The organism is Pseudomonas sp. 300 (assembly GCF_055803035.1).
This window is the reverse complement of the sequence record NZ_JAVLRV010000001.1, coordinates 601380-615917: the sequence shown is the minus strand read 5'-3', so window position 1 is coordinate 615917 and position 14538 is coordinate 601380. Positions and strand designations below refer to the sequence as shown.

The window sequence follows — 14538 nt, the reverse complement described above, 5'->3', positions numbered from 1 at the left end:
GCAAACTGGCGATACAACTCGAGGTCTGTGGGAGCGTGGCTTGCCCGCGATGGCCGTTACACGGTCTTAAGCCTTCGCATTACGCTCAATCGCAAACCCGGCCCACGTCTGGCTCACCGGCATCAACTCGAGGCTGTTGATGTTGATGTGCGCCGGCGCGTTGAGGACCCAGAAAATGGTCTCGGCGATGTCTTGCGGCTGGATCGGCTCTGCACCGGCGTAGGTCGCGTTATAACGCTCCTGATCACCGGCAAAACGCACCAGCGAGAACTCACTCTCACACAGGCCCGGCTCAATGTTGCTGACGCGAACGCCCGTGCCTTGCAGGTCGCAGCGCAGGTTCAGGGAGAACTGTTTGACGAACGCCTTGCTCGCGCCATACACGTGACTGCCCGGATACGGGTAGCTGCCGGCAATGGAGCCAAGGTTGATGATGCCGGCGCCACGGCCATGGGCGATCAGGCGCGGCAACAGCAGGCGAGTGCTGTACATCAGGCCCTTGATGTTGGTGTCGACCATGGTGTCCCAATCATCAAGATCGCACTTTGGCGCCGGATCCACGCCGAGCGCCAGGCCGGCGTTGTTGATCAACCCGCGCAGCTTGGCGAAGGAAGGTGGCAGATTACCGATCGCCTCCTCCATGGCCTTGCGATCACGCACGTCGAGCACCAGGCCATGGACCTCGGTCTGCTTCGACAACTCGGCGCACAAGGCATTCAGGCGCTCTTCACGACGACCTGTCAGCACCAGTTTCCAGCCTGCCTCGGCAAAACGACGGGCACAGGCTTCGCCAAAACCGGAAGTCGCGCCGGTAATAAACAGGGTGTTGGACATCGTGTTCTCCTTGCTTCGGCGCACGGGTCGCCATTGGAATAGAAAATCAGCTGGCAGCATGCCCGGCCTTGCCGACAGCGGCAACCATCAGAAAATCTGTACGAAAAATGATCAATGCTGGCGACGCCATATACACCGTGGCCTGCAGCCATGTACGCGCACGTTATCCACAGGCCGGTCCACAGTTTCCGGGGGCAAGTGAAAAAGCTGGAAGCCGCTGTGCACAAGGCTTTGCGGGCAGATCAGAAAGTTTTTCGCTTGACCCTGAAGTGCTGGCTGTGTAGTCCAAGGCATTCTGCACGATTGACCGGGTTAGCCAACGATGGCGCCAAGCCAGTAACTACGGCCGTTAGCCGAGTCTTTCCAGAGTTTAACCACAGACTTATCCACAGGCTGACCTCGTGTTTTTCAGGCCACTTTCGTCACCAATAAAAAGGTTGACAATGCTGACCCCAAGCCCGACAAAAACACCTGATCAAAAAACAATCACATCTCTGCAGGCCATGATTTTAAAGGCTCTCAGCCAGCTACTCCCACGTTATTCACAGCCAGCTCCACAGCAAACGGGGACAAGTCAAAACCGTGACAAAACAACTATTTGCAGCGGCTTTATGTCGCGCTTTGAGAGCTTGGTGAATTTGTTTTCCACAATTTCCCCAAAGCACACCACGGACACTTGTGGGAGCGAGCTTGCGCGCGATAGCGGTGGGTCCGTCACCTCATTTGTGACTGTTATGACGCTATCGCGAGCAAGCTCGCTCCCACAGGGATTTGTGGCGTATTGGAGATGTAAAAAAGCCCCGGCAATTGCTCGCCAGGGCTTGTTGATTACAACGATGGACTCAATGCCCGCCGAGATAGGCGTTACGCACTTCTTCGTTCACCAGCAGCTCCTTGCCGGTGCCACTGAGGCGGATCTCGCCGTTGACCATCACGTAGGCCCGATCCGACAACCGCAGGGCGTGGTTGGCGTTCTGCTCGACCAGAAAGATGGTCATGCCGGTCTTGGCCAGTTCCCGCAGCGTGGCGAAGATCTGTTTCACCACAATCGGCGCGAGCCCCAGGCTCGGCTCATCGAGCAACAGCAGTTTCGGCCGGCTCATCAGCGCACGGGCGATGGCGAGCATTTGCTGCTCGCCGCCGGACATGGTCATGGCCCGCTGGGTCCGCCGCTCTTCGAGACGCGGAAACAGCTCGAACATGCGCTGCATGTCTTCCTTGGCGTACTTGTCACCGATCGGGATGGTGCCCATCAGCAGGTTTTCCTCGACGGTCATGTCGGGGAACACGCGCCGGCCTTCCGGTGATTGTGCAATGCCGTGGGACGCAATGTAGTGCGACGACTTATGGGTGATGTCCACGCCCTGATAGATGATCTGCCCGTCTGCCGCGCGCGGCTGGCCGAAGATCGACATCAGCAGGGTCGACTTGCCCGCGCCGTTGGAGCCGATGAGGCTGACGGTTTCCCCTTCGTTGATGTGCAGCGAGACTTTTTTCAGCGCCTGAATCGGGCCGTAAAACACGTCCAGGTCTTTGAGTTCGAGGATCGGTTGGCTCATAGCACCACTTCCTCTTCATCGGCGCCCAGGTAGGCGGCAATCACTTTCGGATCATTGCGTATCGCATCGGGTCCACCCTCGGCGATGACGACGCCGTGGTCCAGTACCACGATGTGGTCGGAAATGCTCATAACCATGCCCATGTCGTGTTCGATCAGCACCACGGTCAGATCATGCTCGTCGCGCAGCAGCCGGATCATCGCGCTCAGCGCTTCGGTTTCCTGAGGGTTGAGGCCGGCGGCCGGTTCGTCGAGGCAGATAATCTGTGGCCGGGTGCACATGGCCCGCGCAATCTCCAGACGACGCTGCTGCCCGTAGGACAACTCGCCGGCCAGACGGTTGGCGCAATCCACCAGGTCCACCACTTCCAGCCAGTAGAAAGCGTGGTCCAGCGCATCGCTTTCAGCCTTGCGGTAGCCCTTGGTGTTGAGGATACCGGCGAGCATGCTGCGGTTGACCCACATGTGCTGGGCCACCAGCAGGTTTTCCAGCACCGACATTTCCTTGAACAGGCGAATGTTCTGGAAAGTCCGCGCCAGGCCGGCCCGGTTCACCAGGTGAGTGCCGCCGAACATCTTGTAATACAGCCGACTGAGAAAGGATTTCGGCGAAACGAAATCCGCAGGTTTGAACGATTCGCCCAGCAACTGGATGACGTTGGTCTGCTCGCCCCGCACGCTGAGTTCGATCTTGCCACCGGAGGCCTTGTAGAAACCGGTCAGGCAGTTGAACACCGTAGTTTTGCCGGCGCCGTTGGGGCCGATCAACGCGAAGATCGAGTTGCGGTGGACTTTCAGGCTGACGTCGTTCAACGCCTTGATGCCGCCGAAGTGCATCATCAGCTTCTCGACCGAGAGTACGACTTCGCTCATGGCGCTACTCCTTTACGCGGGGTCACACCGGTACGGCTGATCCGAATCAGGCCGCGCGGTCGCCAGATCATCATCAACACCATCAGGATGCCGAACAGCAGCACGCGGTATTCCGCGAAGCCACGCAACAGTTCCGGGGCCACGGTCAGCACGAAGGCTGCGATGACCACGCCAATGGTCGAGCCCATGCCACCGAGTACCACGATGGCGAGGATCAGGGCCGATTCAAAGAAGGTGAACGAAGTCGGGTTGACGAAACCCTGGTAGGTGGCGAAGAACACACCCGCCAGACCTGCCGTTGACGCACCGATGGTGAACGCCGAAAGCTTGACCAGCACGTGGTTCAGGCCCATGGAGCGGCAGGCGATTTCGTCTTCGCGCAAGGCTTCCCAGGCGCGACCGACCGGCATTTTGACCAGACGATGCTTGATGTAGAGCACGGCCAGTACCACCAGGAACAACACCGCATAGATGAAGTAGTACTTCACGTCCGGGTTGTAGGCGATGCCGAAAAACTCATGAAACGGTACACCGCCGTCCTTCGCCCGTTTGCCGAATTCGAGGCCGAAGAAGGTTGGCAGCGGCGCCGCCATGCCATTCGGACCACCGGTCAGACTCAGCCAGTTGTTGAGGACCAAGCGGATGATTTCACCGAAGCCGAGGGTCACGATCGCCAGGTAGTCACCGTGCAGGCGCAACACCGGAAAACCAAGGATGCAACCGGCCAGCCCCGCCGTGATCGCCGCCAGTGGCAGCACCGTCCAGAAACCCAGCCCGAGGTATTGATAACCGAGCGCCAACCCATAAGCGCCGATGGCATAGAACGCCACGTAACCGAGGTCGAGCAGGCCGGCCAGGCCGACCACGATGTTCAGGCCCAGGCCCAAAAGCACGTAGATCAACCCGAGGATGACCACGCCCAACAGGTAGGAGTTGGAGAAGAACGGGAACACCACGGCGATGACAACCACCAGTGGGAGGATCCAGCGCAAACGGGATTTGTAATCAGGTGGCAGTACATGAACCCCGGAGCCGGTGCTTTCAAAGCCTTCGAGAATTCTCAGGCCTTTGGGCGTTTGCAGGAACAGGCTCAGGGCAAAACGGCCGGCCATGACGATGGCGACAATCCACGCCACTCGGGTCGTTTCCAGGTTGAAGCCGTAGCCGTCAAGGACTACGCCAACAATCGGGCCGAACACGATGAGGGCGACTAGACCTGCAAGAATCGCGTCAACCAGGCTTCTTTTGAGATCAATGGTTTTTTTAGTGGTTGAAGACATCGCTTACACCTTCGACACAAGAGGACGGCCGAGCAGGCCTTGGGGCCGAAAGACCAGAACGAGAACGAGCAGCGAGAAGCTGAAAACGTCTTTGTAGTCCGAGTTGACCAGGCCCGAGAACAGCGACTCGGAAATCCCGAGAATGATCCCGCCGAGCATCGCCCCAGGCAGCGAACCGATCCCGCCGAGTACCGCTGCGGTGAACGCCTTGATGCCGATGACAAAGCCTGCGTAGAAGTCGAACGTGCCGTAGTTCATGGTGATCAGCACGCCGGCCAGGGCCGCCATTGCCGCACCGATGATGAACACGTAGGAAATGACGCGGTCGGTGTTGATCCCAAGGATCGAGGCCATCTTGCGGTCTTGCTGGGTGGCGCGGCACATGCGGCCGAGCTTGGTGTACTTGATGACGTAGGTCAGCAGGGCCATGCCGGCGAATGCGGCAATCAGGATGAAGATCTTGGTGTAGGTGAGCTGGACGAAGCCGCTTCCGACCTCCACTCGCCATGCACCGGTCAGAAGGGTCGGTACGCCTTGTTGACGGGCGCCCTGTGCGATCTGTGCATAGTTTTGCAGGATCAGGGAAATACCGATGGCGCTGATCAGCGGTGCCAGTCGGGTGGAGTTCCGCAGGGGTTTGTAGGCCACACGCTCGATGACCCAGCCATACACCGCCGTGACGATGATGGTGAAGACCAGTGTGCCAAGCATCAGCAGAGGGAAGGATTCAATACCGAAGTATGCCAGCAGAGCCAGACTGATAGCCGCGAGGTAAGCGGAAATCATATAAACCTCGCCGTGGGCGAAGTTGATCATGCCGATGATGCCATAGACCATTGTGTAGCCGATGGCGATCAGGCCATAGACCGACCCGAGGGTCAGGCCGTTGACCAGTTGCTGCAGGAAAATACCATCCATAACGCAATCTCACGCATTTGAGAGACTGCACAGAAGCCAGGTGCGACGGACCGGGGTTCAGCCACCCGCGCAACACGGTTGTGTGCAGCTCTACGAGAAAAGACAGGTACTGCACGGACATGTTGGTTGACTACCCGGCGCACAAGGCGCCGGGTAGTTCAGCAGCTCATATCACTTCTGTTTTTCCAGTTGGTGGTATTTGCCATCCTTGTCCCACTGGTAAACCACGTAGTCGGAGACTTTCAGGTCGCCCTTGGCGTCCCAGGTCTTCTCGCCCATTACGGTTTTAACCGGGTTTTTCTTCAGCCACTCAGCCGCTTTTTCGCCGCTGTTGGACTTGGCGCCGTTGAAAGCAGCCGCCAGGGTCTGAACCGAAGCGTAGGCGTACAGGGTGTAGCCTTCAGGCTCGGTGCCGGCCTTGCGGAAGGTGTCTACCACGGTCTTGCTGTCTGGCAGCAGACGTGGGTCGGCGCCGAAGGTCATGTACACGCCATCAACGTTCTGCGGGCCACCGGCGGTGGTCACGAGTTCGTCTGTCACGATGCCATCATCGGACATGAATTTGACGTCCTTGAGGCCTTGTTCACGCAGTTGGCGAACCAGTGGACCGGCTTCCGGGTGCAGGCCGCCGAAATAGACGACATCGGCACCGGCTGCACGGATCTTGGTCACCACGGCGCTGAAGTCTTTCTCGCCACGGGTCAGACCTTCGTACAGCACTGGCGTCACGCCGCGCTTGGCCAGTTGAGCCTTGGTGGCATCCGCCAGACCTTGACCGTAGGTGTCTTTGTCGTGCAGAACCACGACTTTCTTGCCCTTGAGCACGTCGACGATGTAGTCGCCGGCAACGATGCCCTGTTGGTCGTCACGGCCGCACATACGGAACATGGCGCTCAGGCCGCGTTCGGTCACTTGCGGGTTGGTGGAGCCCGGAGTGATTGCGATGATGCCTGCTTCGTCGTAGATCTCGGAGGCCGGGATGGTCGACGAGGAGCAGAAGTGACCGACCACACCTGCCACTTTCTGGTTGGTCAGGTCCTTGGCGACCGTCACAGCCTGTTTCGGTTCGCAGGCGTCATCGCCCTTGACCAGTACGATTTTTTCCCCGTTGACGCCGCCCGACGCGTTGATTGCATCGGCTGCTGCCTGTGCACCCTTCATGTACTGCTCGCCAAATGCTGCGTTGGCGCCTGTCATAGGACCCGCAACACCGATTTTTACGTCAGCCTGTGCAAACGCAGAAACACCCAACGCAGCTGCCACTGCGAGGGCCAGAAAGCCTTTCTTGTAAAACGTCTGGGACATGAGGTGGTGCTCCAAGGTTTTTTTTAGTTGGCACTGCGACTTCACTGAATGCTCAGAGCAAGGGCCGTGCCATCGGTTTTTTATTCTGAAAAAAGTCGCTGCTTTATTGTTATTTCGACTGTTTCGAGTCCATTTTCATTGGACGTGCAACCGTCTAAACCGCTGAAGGTGGAACCATTTATTTATTAAGGCGCAACCCGCGTGCGCCATCATTGCAACCGCAGCGCCAAACGAAGTGCAACCAGCCTGTAACAACGTACGTCACCGAAGTGCACACTGCTGGTGCGGTACTGCTACAACCCGCACCTTTTACAGGCTAGTCGCTGCGCCGAAAAGCGCCGCTCCCCGCAACAAATTTCAACAATCAAATCACGATCCGCAAGCACTGGCCCGCGTGATACAGCGAAAATCCGGCCTCGTACAGACAGCTGCGCAGCCCCACCCCCGCCAGTGGCTGCATGGGTGCGAAAGGAATCGGCAGTGCCTGAGGATTTCCGTTACACAAATAATCGGCAAAGGCTTTGCCCACTACAGTGCCAGTAGTCACCCCTCGACCGTTGTAGCCAGTGACTGCCACTAAACCGGGCGCCGGTTCGAACAGGCGCATCAAATGATCGGGAGTAAAAGCGATGCAACCGGTCCAGGTGCACTCCCATTCCACCTGCTTGAGGTACGGAAAATAGTGCTGCTGAACCCGGTCGGCCCAAGCCTTGAGGAACCAGGTCGGCTTCTGATTGCCATTACCCAGGCTCCCCAGCAGCAAACGGCCATCTTTGTCGCGACGAATACTGCTGAGGACCTGACGGGTGTCCCAGGAACCCTGTCCACCGGGGAGGATTTGTTGCGAGGCATCGTCAGTCAGCGGGACCGAGGCCACTTGATAGTAGTAACCGGGAAAGAAGTTGCGTCGCAGTTCCGTCCAGTCACCTTCGGTGTAAGCGTTGGACGCAATCACGACTTGCTCGGCAAGCACCGAACCCTGTGCCGTTTGCACCGACCAGCGCTGGCCCTGACGTTCGAGTCGAGTCACGGGAGAATGATCGAACAACCGACCGCCAAGCCCGATGGCCGCTTTGGCCAAACCGGTGGTGTACGCCATCGGGTTGATCGTACCGGCACGTCGATCGAGCAACGCGGCGGCGATTTTCCTGGTGCCAGTCGCTTGTTCGCAGGCTTGACCGGTCAGCAGTTCGACCGGCGCACCGCGACGCTTCCATTGTTCTTCACGACTGCGCAGGTCCGCTTCACCACGGGCGTTATGCGCCATGTGCAACGTGCCTTCACGGCGTAACTGGCAATCGATGTTGTATTTGTCCACAAGGCTGAACACCAACGAAGGTGCCGCCCCCAGCATGCGATTGAGCTGACTGCCCACCGCTTCGCCGAACCCGGCCTCGATGTCGTCCGGTGGAATCCACATCCCGGCGTTGACCAGCCCGACGTTGCGCCCCGAACCACCATGACCGGCACGATGGGCTTCCAGCACACACACCGTTTTGCCTTGTTCCAGCAGATGCACCGCCGCCGACAGACCGGTAAACCCGGCGCCGATGATGCAAACATCGGCCGTTACTTCGCTCTTGAGCGCCGCATTATCAGGCCTTTGCGGCGTCAGTTTTTCCCACAGACACTCTTCGCGTAACGGCATTGCCAGACTCCAACAGAAACCTAACAAACAGAAAAAGCTTCGCTGGCAAGCCAGCTCCTACAGGTGATGCGCCACGACACAGGCCGTGCAGGAGCTAGCTTGCCAGCGATGGGGCCCGATCAGTCGAACGTAATCCCCTGCGCCAACGGCAACTCCAGCGAATAGTTCACGGTGTTGGTCTGGCGGCGCATGTACCCGCGCCATGCATCGGAACCCGACTCACGACCACCACCCGTCTCTTTCTCGCCACCAAACGCGCCGCCGATTTCTGCGCCGCTCGGGCCGATGTTGACGTTGGCGATGCCACAGTCGCTGCCCACCGCCGACATGAACTGCTCGGCTTCACGCACATCGGTGGTGAAGATGCACGAGGACAGGCCTTGCGGCACGGCGTTGTTCAGGCGCAGGGCCTCGTCGAAGTCCTTGTAACCGACCACGTACAGGATCGGCGCGAAGGTTTCATGACAGACCACGTCGCTCTGCTCCGGCATTTCAACGATGGCCGGCGAGACGTAGTAAGCGTTCGGGTATTTGTCTTCCAGCTGACGCTTGCCGCCGAAGACCCGGCCGCCTTCGCTCAAGGCCTGTTCCAGCGCGTCCTGCATGTTGTCGAAGCTGTGTTTGTCGATCAGCGGGCCGATCAGGTTGCCTTCCAGCGGATTGCCGATGCGCACTTTGGAATAAGCGGCTTTCAGGCGGGTAACGATTTCTTCCTTCACCGATTCGTGAGCGATCAGGCGACGCAACGTGGTGCAACGCTGACCGGCGGTGCCGACGGCGCTGAACAGGATCGCGCGAACAGCCATGTCCAGATCGGCGCTTGGGCCGAGGATCATGGCGTTGTTGCCACCCAGTTCCAGAATGCTGCGGGCGAATCGCGCGGCGATTTTCGGCGCCACTTCGCGACCCATGCGGGTGCTGCCGGTAGCGCTGATCAGCGCGACACGCGGGTCATCGACCAGCGCCTCGCCGGCATCGCGGCCACCGATGATCACTTGGCTCAGGTGCGGAGGTGCATCGCTGAAGTTTTTCAGTACACGGTCGAACAGCGCCTGGCAGGCCAGTGCGGTCAGCGGGGTTTTCTCCGACGGTTTCCAGATCACCGGGTTGCCACAGACCAGCGCCAGCGTGGTGTTCCAGGCCCAGACCGCCACCGGGAAGTTGAACGCACTGATCACGCCAACGATGCCCAGCGGGTGCCAGGTTTCGCGCATGTGGTGGCCAGGACGCTCGGAAGCGATGGTCAAACCGTACAACTGACGGGACAGACCGACGGCGAAGTCGCAGATGTCGATCATTTCCTGAACTTCACCCAAGCCTTCCTGAGTGATCTTGCCGGCTTCCCAGGACACCAGCTCGCCGAGGTCGGCCTTGTATTCACGCAGGATGTCGCCCAGTTGGCGTACCAGTTCGCCACGGCGCGGTGCCGGGACCTTGCGCCACAATTCGAACGCATGATCTGCGCGACTGATGTGCTGCTCGACTTCAGCGGCGCCTTCCCAGTTCACAGAGGCGATCTTGCTGCCATCGATCGGCGAATGCACCGGCACTTTGCCGTTCTGGTACAGGGCCGGGTTCACACCAAGACGATCAAGCAATGCGGCAACCATGGGTCACTCCTCAAGCAAAAAACAGAAAACGTGCAGTCGGAAAATCACGACTGATCAGGCCTGTAGTTTTAGCTCGCCGGAGGTTACCCAACAAACGACCTTTAAGAGAGATATCATTCCGTTTATTCATGCTGCGAATTGCTGGTCAGCAAGAAACAAGAAAAAAGGACAACCCATGCTGAATAAACGCTACCTGCCGTCGATCACCGCGCTGCAGTGTTTCGAGGCCGTGACCCGGCATTTGAGTTTCACGCGGGCCGCCGAAGAGCTGAACCTGACCCAGAGCGCCGTCAGCAAGCAGGTCGCGCAACTCGAGGAATTGTTGCAGCACCTGTTGTTCCGTCGGGTGCGCCGACGCCTGCAAATGACCCCTGCCGGTGATTTGTACCTGGTTGAGGTACGAAAAATCCTCACGCAAGTCGAGATGTCGACCCATTACCTGCGTTCCTACGGCGGTGAGACCGAAGTCCTGCGCGTCTCGACACCACCGACGTTCGGCGCCCGTTGGCTGGTGCCTCGCTTGAAAGGCTGGCGACTGCGTCATCCGTCGATTCATCTGGACCTGTGCAGCGAGCAGGAAGCCGATGACCTGCTGCAAGGTCGCAGCGATCTGGCGTTCTATTTCGGCCAGGGCTCACGGCCCCGCACCGAATGCCTGAAGTTGTTCGGCGAAGAGCTTGTTCCCGTGTGCGCACCGGGCAGCCTGCCGGCTACACCGTTCACTGATCCGACCCAACTCACCGACCTGGTCCTGCTGCAAAACGCCTCCCGACCGCAGGCCTGGCACGACTGGTTCGACAGCCAGGGCTACCACACCGAACACAGCTACCACGGGCCGCGCTTCGAGACCTTCTACATGTGCATCCGCGCCGCGCAGGTCGGCTGCGGCGTGGCGCTGTTGCCGCGGTTTCTGGTGGAAGAGGAATTGGCCGACGGCAAGCTGGTCATACCCTGGCAGCACGCGATGCCCAGTTCCGACGCCTATTACCTGGCCTATCCAGAGCACTCGGCGGAAGTGCCCAAGGTGCGGGATTTTGTGAAGTGGATGCTGGAGCAGTTGGATAGTTGAACGGATTATCCTGAAAACAAACCTGCAATCCATCAACGCTTATGTCTGCGCTTTTTGTATCGGCTGAGACTACTGAGCAAATCGGTAGTTTTTTTGAAACCGAACTCTGTTCTGAAAAGGTGGGCATCTGGATAGTCTGAAGAGCTGGCAAGCTCGAGCAGTTGCTCATTTCGAAGAACCTCACCAGGCAAACGACCTGGTGCCCTCCCCAGCGCTGTTTCTCGCAACAGTACGATACGCTCTTGCGGTAACCGACCGTCCAATGCCACCGGTGGAAAAGGTATTTGGATGGATCGAGCGACTTCTCGTGTCCCTTTTGAAGCAAGAGAAAAATTGACTAAATCATTTCCTGGAAGATAGCCCGCTATTTTCTTTAGCGGGTCACCCAGCAACGCAGATAACGAGCCAAATCTTTTTTTGATTATTGACCGTGCTACCGAGTTTGAAATCGTTGATGCCTTGGAAAAACTAGCAAGATCCTTCCCAGATAAATTCCCGGCAATATTTTCCAGAATGTGAGGCGCTCCGGAGAGCATTTTGAAATTTCCGGAGGGTGTGCCTGCATTCGCCTCCTTGAACATCATTAACGCCTTAAGCAAGAACGCATGCCCGGTCCTGTCACTTCTGTTAATCGGCTCCCCCGCGCAGTACGCATAGGCATTAAATCCACCGTCACCAAACGGACTCCAGCTGTCTGGACTGTTAAACCGCATCAATACCGGGTTGAACGCTCGATAGCCGTTGCCCAACAAATAATGCCTCGTCAACGGAGCGGGCCGCTCGCCATTAAATCCGGGCAGGCCGAGCAAACCATCCGATGGGCGATGGCCGTATGGCGTATAAGCAAAAAAACTGGACGTGGGTGCTTCGACCGAATGAAGCACGGAGCGCTGATGATCGGTTGCAAGTAAAGCCGTCTCTACAGCGCCCTCAAGCAGACATGTTTTGCCAAGCAGGTGATCGTTCTGCTGAAAGGTCGAGCAATGGTTCAGCCCCTGTATTTCCGTCACTAGTCGGTCCATCAGGTAGAAACGCTGAACACTTGGCCATTTAGGGACATCACTCCAGACCCATCGATCAAGGGCATCGTAGTGATAGTGCAAGCTTTCACGCGGAGTAGACATGAGCTGGACGTCCTGAAAGATGTCGAAATTCGCCCCTCAGTATCAATCGGTTGCCCATCGTAGTCTGCTAGCAGAACTGATAGGTGCGAAGCCTGAAAGAAAACTGCCAACGCCCCTGACCGGCTGGCATTATATTCGCTCTTCAATGAATCGCTGAATGGTCACTGAATCCTGTCTCAAGGAACTGTGACTTAGATTTGTATTTCATATGGTCGTGCCTGCGGCCAGTAAAGCCTGGAGCGCCCCCGATGAGCGAGAGTGTGTTTGCCGATCGCATCGTGCAGAACCTGCTCGACACCGACTTCTACAAACTGACGATGATGCAGGCGGTGCTGCACAACTACCCGAACGTGGATGTCGAATGGGAGTTCCGTTGCCGCAACAGTGAAGATCTGCGCCCGTACCTGGCGGAAATCCGCGTCCAGATCGAGCGCCTGGCCGAGTTGAGCCTGACCGCCGACCAGTTGAGTTTCATGGAGCGCATCAGCTTCATGAAGCCGGATTTCCTGCGGTTCCTCGGGTTGTTCCGCTTCAACCTGCGCTACGTCCACACCGGCATCGAAAACGGAGAATTGTTCATCCGCCTGCGCGGACCGTGGCTGCATGTGATCCTGTTCGAAGTGCCGCTGCTGTCCATCGTCAGCGAAGTGCGCAACCGCTATCGCTATCGCTATCGCGAAATCGTACTGGAGCAGGCGCGTGAGCAGCTCTATCGCAAGTTCGACTGGCTGACCGCTAACGCCGGCAGCGACGAATTGTCGGAATTGCAGGTAGCCGATTTCGGTACTCGCCGTCGCTTTTCCTACCGCGTGCAGGAAGAAGTAGTGAACGTGCTCAAGCACGATTTCCCCGGTCGTTTCGTCGGCACCAGCAACGTGCATTTGTCCCGGGAACTGGACATGAAACCGCTGGGCACCATGGCTCACGAGTGGATCATGGCGCACCAGCAGCTCGGCCCGCGGCTGATCGACAGCCAGATCGCCGCCCTCGATTGCTGGGTCCGCGAATACCGGGGTTTGCTCGGGATCGCCTTGACTGACTGCATCACCATGGATGCCTTCCTCAACGACTTCGACCTGTACTTCGCCAAACTCTTTGACGGCTTGCGCCATGACTCCGGGGATCCGGTGATCTGGGCAGAAAAGGCGATCGCCCACTATCAAAAGCTGGGCATCGACCCGATGAGCAAGACCCTGACGTTCTCCGACAGTCTGACGCTGCCCAAGGCGCTGGAAATATTTCGCGCATTACGCGGTCGGATCAATGTCAGCTTCGGCATCGGCACTAACCTGACGTGCGATATTCCAGGTGTCGAACCGATGAGCATCGTGCTTAAAATGGCGGCCTGCAACGGCCAACCGGTGGCAAAGATCTCCGACGAGCCTGGCAAGACTCACTGCAAAGACCCGAATTTCGTCGCCTACTTGCGACACGTTTTCAAAGTTCCTGCCGCCCTTTCCAGCACACCAAGCAAGGAGTGAATTCATGCAAGCCGTACAGCGTGAGATTGCTGAGCAGCTCAAGGTTCAACCCCCATTCGCCGACAAGGCCGCCCTCGAGGCAGAAATCGCCCGGCGCATTACCTTCATCCAGGATTGCCTGGTCAATTCCGGGCTCAAGACCCTGGTGCTTGGCATCAGCGGCGGCGTGGACTCCCTGACCGCCGGCCTGCTGGCCCAGCGCGCCATGTGTGAACTGCGTACCCGCACCGGTGATGACAACTACAAGTTCATCGCCGTGCGCCTGCCGTACGAAACCCAGTTCGATGAACACGACGCCCAGGCTTCGGTGGATTTCATCAAGCCGGACGAGCGTCACACCGTAAACATCGGCCCGGCGGTCAAGTCCCTGGCCAATGAAGTGGCAGCCTTCGAAGGCAAGCACGCGGTGTCGGTGGATTTCGTCCTCGGCAACACCAAGGCGCGGATGCGCATGGTCGCCCAGTACACCATCGCCGGCGCGGCCCATGGCCTGGTGATCGGCACCGACCACGCGGCAGAAGCGGTGATGGGGTTCTTCACCAAGTTCGGTGACGGTGCTTGCGACCTGGCCCCGTTGAGCGGTCTGGTGAAAAACCAGGTCCGGGCCATTGCCCGTAGTTTCGGCGCACCGGAATCGCTGGTGGAAAAAGTCCCGACCGCCGACCTGGAAGACCTTTCGCCGGGTAAACCGGACGAAGCGTCCCATGGCGTGACCTACGCCGAGATCGACGCGTTCCTGCACGGTGAGCCGGTACGTGAGGAAGCGTTCAAGATCATTTGCGACACTTACAAAAAGACCCATCACAAGCGAGTGATGCCGTTTGCACCATAAGCAAGG

The 14538-nt window shown here is 58.2% G+C and carries 12 protein-coding genes; 3 read left to right on the top strand and 9 right to left on the bottom strand.

Annotated elements, in window-relative coordinates; genetic code table 11:
- Positions 1 to 66 precede the first annotated feature (66 nt).
- The 8 genes from Q7W83_RS02785 to amaB form a co-directional block, all read right to left on the bottom strand.
- Positions 67 to 834, bottom strand: a complete 768-nt coding sequence (locus tag Q7W83_RS02785; RefSeq protein WP_150634655.1) for an SDR family oxidoreductase — start codon at positions 832 to 834, stop codon at positions 67 to 69.
- Positions 835 to 1676: 842 nt separating this feature from the next.
- On the bottom strand, positions 1677 to 2393 hold the full coding sequence (locus Q7W83_RS02780) for an ABC transporter ATP-binding protein (protein WP_150634654.1): 717 nt from the start codon (positions 2391 to 2393) through the stop codon (positions 1677 to 1679).
- Positions 2390 to 3265, bottom strand: a complete 876-nt coding sequence (locus Q7W83_RS02775) for an ABC transporter ATP-binding protein (RefSeq protein ID WP_150634653.1) — start codon at positions 3263 to 3265, stop codon at positions 2390 to 2392. Before Q7W83_RS02775 ends, Q7W83_RS02780 begins: the two co-directional genes overlap by 4 nt.
- Positions 3262 to 4545 (bottom strand): high-affinity branched-chain amino acid ABC transporter permease LivM, encoded by a 1284-nt coding sequence (gene livM, locus Q7W83_RS02770; RefSeq protein ID WP_150639583.1) that lies wholly within the window; start codon positions 4543 to 4545, stop codon positions 3262 to 3264. Before livM ends, Q7W83_RS02775 begins: the two co-directional genes overlap by 4 nt.
- A gap of 3 nt (positions 4546 to 4548) precedes the next feature.
- Positions 4549 to 5463: an ABC transporter permease subunit gene (locus Q7W83_RS02765; protein WP_017336280.1), complete on the bottom strand. Its 915-nt coding sequence runs from the start codon at positions 5461 to 5463 to the stop codon at positions 4549 to 4551.
- Between the two features lie 171 nt (positions 5464 to 5634).
- A complete protein-coding gene (locus Q7W83_RS02760) occupies positions 5635 to 6768 on the bottom strand; it encodes a branched-chain amino acid ABC transporter substrate-binding protein (RefSeq protein ID WP_008035383.1) in 1134 nt (377 codons plus the stop codon).
- Positions 6769 to 7132: 364 nt separating this feature from the next.
- Positions 7133 to 8416 (bottom strand): L-pipecolate oxidase, encoded by a 1284-nt coding sequence (gene amaA, locus Q7W83_RS02755; protein WP_473655641.1) that lies wholly within the window; start codon positions 8414 to 8416, stop codon positions 7133 to 7135.
- A gap of 119 nt (positions 8417 to 8535) precedes the next feature.
- Positions 8536 to 10026: an L-piperidine-6-carboxylate dehydrogenase gene (gene amaB / locus Q7W83_RS02750; RefSeq protein WP_150634650.1), complete on the bottom strand. Its 1491-nt coding sequence runs from the start codon at positions 10024 to 10026 to the stop codon at positions 8536 to 8538.
- Between the two features lie 175 nt (positions 10027 to 10201).
- Here amaB and Q7W83_RS02745 point away from each other — a divergent pair, with 175 nt between their 5' ends.
- The gene (locus tag Q7W83_RS02745; RefSeq protein ID WP_473655640.1) at positions 10202 to 11095 is read left to right on the top strand and encodes a LysR family transcriptional regulator; all 894 of its coding nucleotides are present in this window, start codon (positions 10202 to 10204) and stop codon (positions 11093 to 11095) included.
- A gap of 32 nt (positions 11096 to 11127) precedes the next feature.
- Here the strand turns inward: Q7W83_RS02745 and Q7W83_RS02740 are convergent, their stop codons facing one another.
- On the bottom strand, positions 11128 to 12219 hold the full coding sequence (locus Q7W83_RS02740; protein WP_473655639.1) for an RHS repeat-associated core domain-containing protein: 1092 nt from the start codon (positions 12217 to 12219) through the stop codon (positions 11128 to 11130).
- Between the two features lie 248 nt (positions 12220 to 12467).
- Between Q7W83_RS02740 and pncB the strand changes: the two genes are divergently transcribed.
- Together pncB and nadE are read left to right on the top strand one after the other, a co-directional pair.
- Positions 12468 to 13700, top strand: coding sequence for a nicotinate phosphoribosyltransferase (gene pncB / locus Q7W83_RS02735; protein ID WP_473655638.1), 1233 nt, complete (start codon positions 12468 to 12470; stop codon positions 13698 to 13700).
- 4 nt (positions 13701 to 13704) lie between these two features.
- A complete protein-coding gene (nadE, locus tag Q7W83_RS02730; RefSeq protein ID WP_150632430.1) occupies positions 13705 to 14532 on the top strand; it encodes an ammonia-dependent NAD(+) synthetase in 828 nt (275 codons plus the stop codon).
- Positions 14533 to 14538: the final 6 nt, after the last annotated feature.

Excerpts from the sequence above, each read along its gene's own strand:
- livM (WP_150639583.1), bottom strand. The coding sequence starts at position 4,545 with ATGTCTTCAACCACTAAAAAAACCATTGATCTCAAAAGAAGCCTGGTT.
- amaB (WP_150634650.1), bottom strand. The coding sequence starts at position 10,026 with ATGGTTGCCGCATTGCTTGATCGTCTTGGTGTGAACCCGGCCCTGTAC.
- Q7W83_RS02740 (WP_473655639.1), bottom strand. The coding sequence starts at position 12,219 with ATGTCTACTCCGCGTGAAAGCTTGCACTATCACTACGATGCCCTTGAT.
- Q7W83_RS02760 (WP_008035383.1), bottom strand. The coding sequence starts at position 6,768 with ATGTCCCAGACGTTTTACAAGAAAGGCTTTCTGGCCCTCGCAGTGGCA.
- Q7W83_RS02780 (WP_150634654.1), bottom strand. The coding sequence starts at position 2,393 with ATGAGCCAACCGATCCTCGAACTCAAAGACCTGGACGTGTTTTACGGC.
- Q7W83_RS02785 (WP_150634655.1), bottom strand. The coding sequence starts at position 834 with ATGTCCAACACCCTGTTTATTACCGGCGCGACTTCCGGTTTTGGCGAA.
- amaA (WP_473655641.1), bottom strand. The coding sequence starts at position 8,416 with ATGCCGTTACGCGAAGAGTGTCTGTGGGAAAAACTGACGCCGCAAAGG.
- Q7W83_RS02775 (WP_150634653.1), bottom strand. The coding sequence starts at position 3,265 with ATGAGCGAAGTCGTACTCTCGGTCGAGAAGCTGATGATGCACTTCGGC.
- Q7W83_RS02765 (WP_017336280.1), bottom strand. The coding sequence starts at position 5,463 with ATGGATGGTATTTTCCTGCAGCAACTGGTCAACGGCCTGACCCTCGGG.
- pncB (WP_473655638.1), top strand. The coding sequence starts at position 12,468 with ATGAGCGAGAGTGTGTTTGCCGATCGCATCGTGCAGAACCTGCTCGAC.
- nadE (WP_150632430.1), top strand. The coding sequence starts at position 13,705 with ATGCAAGCCGTACAGCGTGAGATTGCTGAGCAGCTCAAGGTTCAACCC.
- Q7W83_RS02745 (WP_473655640.1), top strand. The coding sequence starts at position 10,202 with ATGCTGAATAAACGCTACCTGCCGTCGATCACCGCGCTGCAGTGTTTC.